This window comes from Flavitalea sp. (assembly GCF_035489435.1).
Taxonomy (GTDB): domain Bacteria; phylum Bacteroidota; class Bacteroidia; order Chitinophagales; family Chitinophagaceae; genus DATHKG01.
Genome location: NZ_DATHKG010000059.1, coordinates 1 through 4,767 on the forward strand (window position 1 = coordinate 1; position 4,767 = coordinate 4,767).

The window sequence follows — 4,767 nt, forward strand, 5'->3', positions numbered from 1 at the left end:
TGATTCCCAAATCTACCATCGCGCAGATTGTACGTGATACGGTTATTCTCGAATTCGCTCCCACCCTGGTTTGTATCGTGCTTGCCGGCGTTGTAGGCTCTAAGATTGCTTCTGAACTCGGAAACATGCGCGTGTCTGAACAGATTGATGCGCTGGAAATCATGGGCATTAATACGAAAACGTATCTTATCCTGCCAAAGATTCTCGCCGCAATGCTGACCATACCATTGCTGGTTGTTATTTCAATGGGTCTTGGTATCTGGGGTGGAAGACTTGCCAGCTCTTTATCGGGCATTGTTGACATCAATGTTTTTGATAAGGGCCTGCTCGAAAACTTTCAGCCTTACAATGTATTTTTTGCTATCGTAAAGGGTTACACATTTGCCTACCTGATATCCAGCATTCCCGCTTTTTATGGTTATTATGTAGAAGGTGGATCACTTGAAATTGGCCGCGCAAGTACCAAGGCTGTGGTGGTGAGTTGCATTGCCATTCTTTTCGCGGATTATATTATCTCAGCATTGTTATTATAATGATAGAATTAAAGAACATCAAGAAAGGGTTTTCAGATAAAACGGTGATCAATGATGTCAGTGCGGTTATGCAGACTGGTAAATGCAACCTGATCATCGGCGCCAGTGGTAGTGGGAAAACTGTTTTAATGAAATGTATGGTCGGCCTCATTAAACCAGACAATGGGGAAATCCTGTATGAAAACAAAAGCTTCACCAGGATGGAGCTTGAAGAAAAGAAAGAGATTCGTAAACAAATCGGCATGCTTTTCCAGGGTTCCGCTTTGTTCGACAGCCAGACGGTAGAACAAAACATTATGTTCCCCCTCGACATGTTTACAAAAGACCCCTATTCCAAAAAACTTAAACGCGTTAATGAAGTACTGGCCAGGGTAGAGCTGAAAGATGTAAACAAAAAATTTCCCGCTGAACTTAGTGGTGGTATGAAAAAGCGGGTTGGGATTGCGCGTGCTATAGTATTGAATCCCCGGTATCTTTTCTGCGATGAACCAAATTCCGGTCTTGATCCCCAGACTTCATTGGTTATTGACAAACTCATTAAAGAAATCACTTCTGAATATAATATAACCACCGTTGTCAATACGCATGATATGAATAGCGTAATGGAAATTGGTGATAATATTATATATATGTACAAGGGGGATAAGGAATGGGAAGGTAACAGAGAGGAAATTATTTTCAGTAAAAATGAGCTCCTGAACGAGTTTATATTTGCCTCTGAGTTCCTAAAAGACGCCAAGGATATGAGGATGCTTGAAATGAGCGGCAAAATTGGCAATAACAGAAATATGGATGATCTGATTAAATAGATGTTGGATTCATTACTTTTGTCCGACTTTTAAAATATTGATATGAGCATTTTAGTTAATAAACAGTCCAAAATTGTTGTACAGGGATTCACCGGAACAGAAGGTAGTTTCCATGCTTCACAAATGATTGAATACGGAACAAATGTTGTAGGTGGTGTTACGCCAAACAAAGGAGGCACATCTCATCTTGACAGACCTGTATTCAATACCGTTGCTGAAGCTGTTAAGGAAACAGGGGCCAATGTATCCATCATTTTTGTACCGCCACCATTTGCGGCAGATGCAATTATGGAAGCTGCTGAAGCCGGTATTGGCCTGGTAGTTTGTATTACTGAAGGCATTCCCGTACAGGACATGGTAAAAGTAAAACTATACCTGCAGGGCCGGAACACAAGACTGATCGGACCTAATTGTCCAGGTGTTATTACTGCCGACGAATGTAAGGTTGGAATCATGCCAGGTTTCGTTTTCAAGAAAGGTAAAATTGGTATCGTTTCAAAATCAGGAACACTGACATATGAAGCCAGCGACCAGGTTGCAAAGGCCGGTCTTGGTGTTTCAACAGCAGTTGGTATCGGTGGGGATCCTATTATCGGCACCACTACCCGCGAAGCACTCGAACTTTTTATGAATGATCCGGAAACCGAAGCTGTCGTAATGATTGGTGAGATCGGTGGTGGAATGGAAGCTGAAGCAGCAAGATGGTATAAGGAAAATGCTAAAAAGCCTGTAGTTGGATTTATTGCCGGTCAGACTGCCCCTCCGGGTCGTCGTATGGGCCATGCCGGTGCTATTATCGGCGGTGCAGAAGATACTGCAGAAGCAAAAATGAAGATCATGGCAGAATGTGGTATCATCGTGGTTCAAAGCCCCGCAGATATCGGGAAAACAATTGCAAATGTTCTAAAGAAGTAAATCTTTTTTGATACATTATAAATACTTTACTAAAAGGCTGTCTCTCAAAGGCAGCCTTTTCTTTTTAGCAAACATATTCCTGTAGCATTCAAATGAAAGACCTATTGTCCAAATGAATCACCATTAATGGAAATGAAAGACCAATTATCCAAATGAATAGCCAATTATTCAAATGAATCACCATTATGCAAATGAATCCACATTATTCAAATGGGAATGATCATTTATCCAAATGCCGTAGATATTGCCAGGCTGTGGTTACCCCGGATAATCAGACTATTAGCAAACATCTCCGCTTTAACATCCCGTTTTATGTAAAATCCGGATCCGGTTCATCTATGGGTGATAGATTTAATACCTTGCACAGGCCGTCAGATAAAATAGATAACTAATGAAACCGAGTTTTTTTGTATCCCTGAGTTTTTGTTTCAGCTTCTGCCTGCTAAACAATTTTTTTAATTCCATACAGGCACAAACGCCCATGAAAACCTATAGCTCAGAATGGAAAAAAATAGATACCCTGGTAATGAAACAGGGTCTGACAAAGTCAGCTTTAACTGCTGTGAACAATATTTATAATTCAGCAATAAAAGAAGGCAATGAAACACAGGTTGTGAAAGCTTTGATCTACCAGGTGATGCTGGAAGAAAATATAACGGAAAACAGCCGAGCAGATGGAATTATAAAACTTGAAAAAAATCTGCCACTGGTTAAGGAACCGGCCAGGTCAGTTTTGAACAATATCATCGCTGAAAAGTACTGGCGGTATTTCCAGGAGAACCGGTGGAAGTTTTACAATCGCACAGCTACTAATACCGATTTTAAAAAAGATGATCCTGAAACATGGGCACCCGAAGATTTTCATGCGGCTATCAACAAATATTATTTAGCCTCATTGAAAAATGAAAAGCAGTTACAGTCAACACCTCTGACGCCTTTTGAAGCCATTCTTATTAAAGGTAATATCCGCAAACTGAGACCAACTTTGTATGACCTGCTGGCCCATCGTGCATTAAAATATTTTAAGAACGATGAGCGTACGATTACAAAACCGGCATATTCATTTGAGATTGATAATGAAAGTGCTTTTGCTCCCGCCGAAGCATTTATCACAACAAGTTTTATTACTGCAGATACATTATCGCCATATTACCAGGCGATGATACTTTATCAAAAATTACTTCGCTTTCATTTCAACGATAAAACAAAAGACGCGTTTCTGGATGCTAATATTGACAGGTTGCAATTTGTTAAGAACCATGCCGTGATGGGAAATAAACTTGCATTGTACCAGGAGGCTTTAGCACAAATCACAAACAAGTATGGCGATTTGCCGGCGGCTTCCCAGGCCTGGTACCTGCAAGCCTCCATTCATGCCGACAACGCCCGGACTTACCAACCTCTCAGAAATGAAACACATAGATTTGAATGGATAAAAGCAAAGGAAATATGTGATAAACTGATTGGTCAAAAAGATTCAAGTGAAGGGAAGATAAATGCATTCAACCTGATACAGGAGATTAGTGAGAAATCAATTTTGTTACAGCTGGAACAGGTTAATCTCCCGGCTCAGCCATTCAGAGCCAGGGTAAGTTTCAGGAATTTCAGTAAGCTATATTTCAGACTTGTAAAAATCGATGTAAACTTCAACACCTCAATGGAGGCTTCCAATGATGAGGACAATTACTGGAAGCAATTAATAGTCCTTCCAGCCTTGAAAATATTTGAACAACAATTTCCGGATACAAAGGATCACCAGCTACATTCCGCTGAAATAAAAATCGATCCTCTGCCGGTTGGACAATATGCATTAATAGCAAGTACCAAGGCAAATTTTGCTGTTGATAAGGATCCGCTCGCTGTTCATTTTCTCCATGTTTCAGCTCTTGCCTGGATCAGGAAAAGCAACGATTATTATGTATTAAACCGCGAAACCGGGCAACCTGTTAATGGCGCCGGGGTACAGATCTGGTATAACAATTACGACTATAATACCCGGAAGAACAACAAGTCCAAAGGTGAAAAACTATCGACTGATCAAAATGGACATTTCTCCCTATTATCTGCCAGCTTACTATCTTCCAGGACAACCTCACAACAAAATATTCAGTTAGAAATCAATACGGCAAATGACAGGCTCTATACCAATGATCCTGTTTATTATATTCGCCAGCCCCGAACAGTACCGGAAGACCAGGAGAAAAAAACAAGTTTTTTATTTCTTGACAGAAGTATTTATCGACCCGGTCAGACTGTTTATTTCAAAGGGATAGTGGTGAGCCGTAACAACAGGCTAAAAACGGCCGCGGTTGCAGCGGGGTTTAAGACGACCATTATTTTGTTCGATGCGAATCAACAAAAAGCCGATTCTATAGAAGTTACAACCAATGAATATGGTTCTTATTCCGGCAAATTCACGCTGCCGGTATCGGTATTAAACGGCGGATTCCGGGTATTTGATAAAACAACCCAGGGAAGTGCTTATCTCTCGGTGGAAGAATATAAACGTC

4 protein-coding genes are annotated in these 4,767 nt (G+C 40.8%); all 4 read left to right on the plus strand.

What is annotated here, in order from left to right:
- A partial coding sequence (locus tag VK664_RS09155; RefSeq protein ID WP_461398342.1) for an MlaE family ABC transporter permease occupies positions 1–533 on the plus strand: 533 nt, incomplete at its 5' end.
- Positions 533–1,342 (plus strand): ABC transporter ATP-binding protein, encoded by an 810-nt coding sequence (locus VK664_RS09160; RefSeq protein WP_461398343.1) that lies wholly within the window; start codon positions 533–535, stop codon positions 1,340–1,342. The genes VK664_RS09155 and VK664_RS09160, both read left to right, overlap by 1 nt.
- Positions 1,343–1,384: 42 nt before the next feature.
- The gene (gene sucD / locus VK664_RS09165) at positions 1,385–2,257 is read left to right on the plus strand and encodes a succinate--CoA ligase subunit alpha (RefSeq protein WP_461398344.1); all 873 of its coding nucleotides are present in this window, start codon (positions 1,385–1,387) and stop codon (positions 2,255–2,257) included.
- Between the two features lie 391 nt (positions 2,258–2,648).
- Positions 2,649–4,767, plus strand: a 2,119-nt coding sequence (locus VK664_RS09170; protein ID WP_461398345.1) for an MG2 domain-containing protein, incomplete at its 3' end; no start/stop codon positions are given.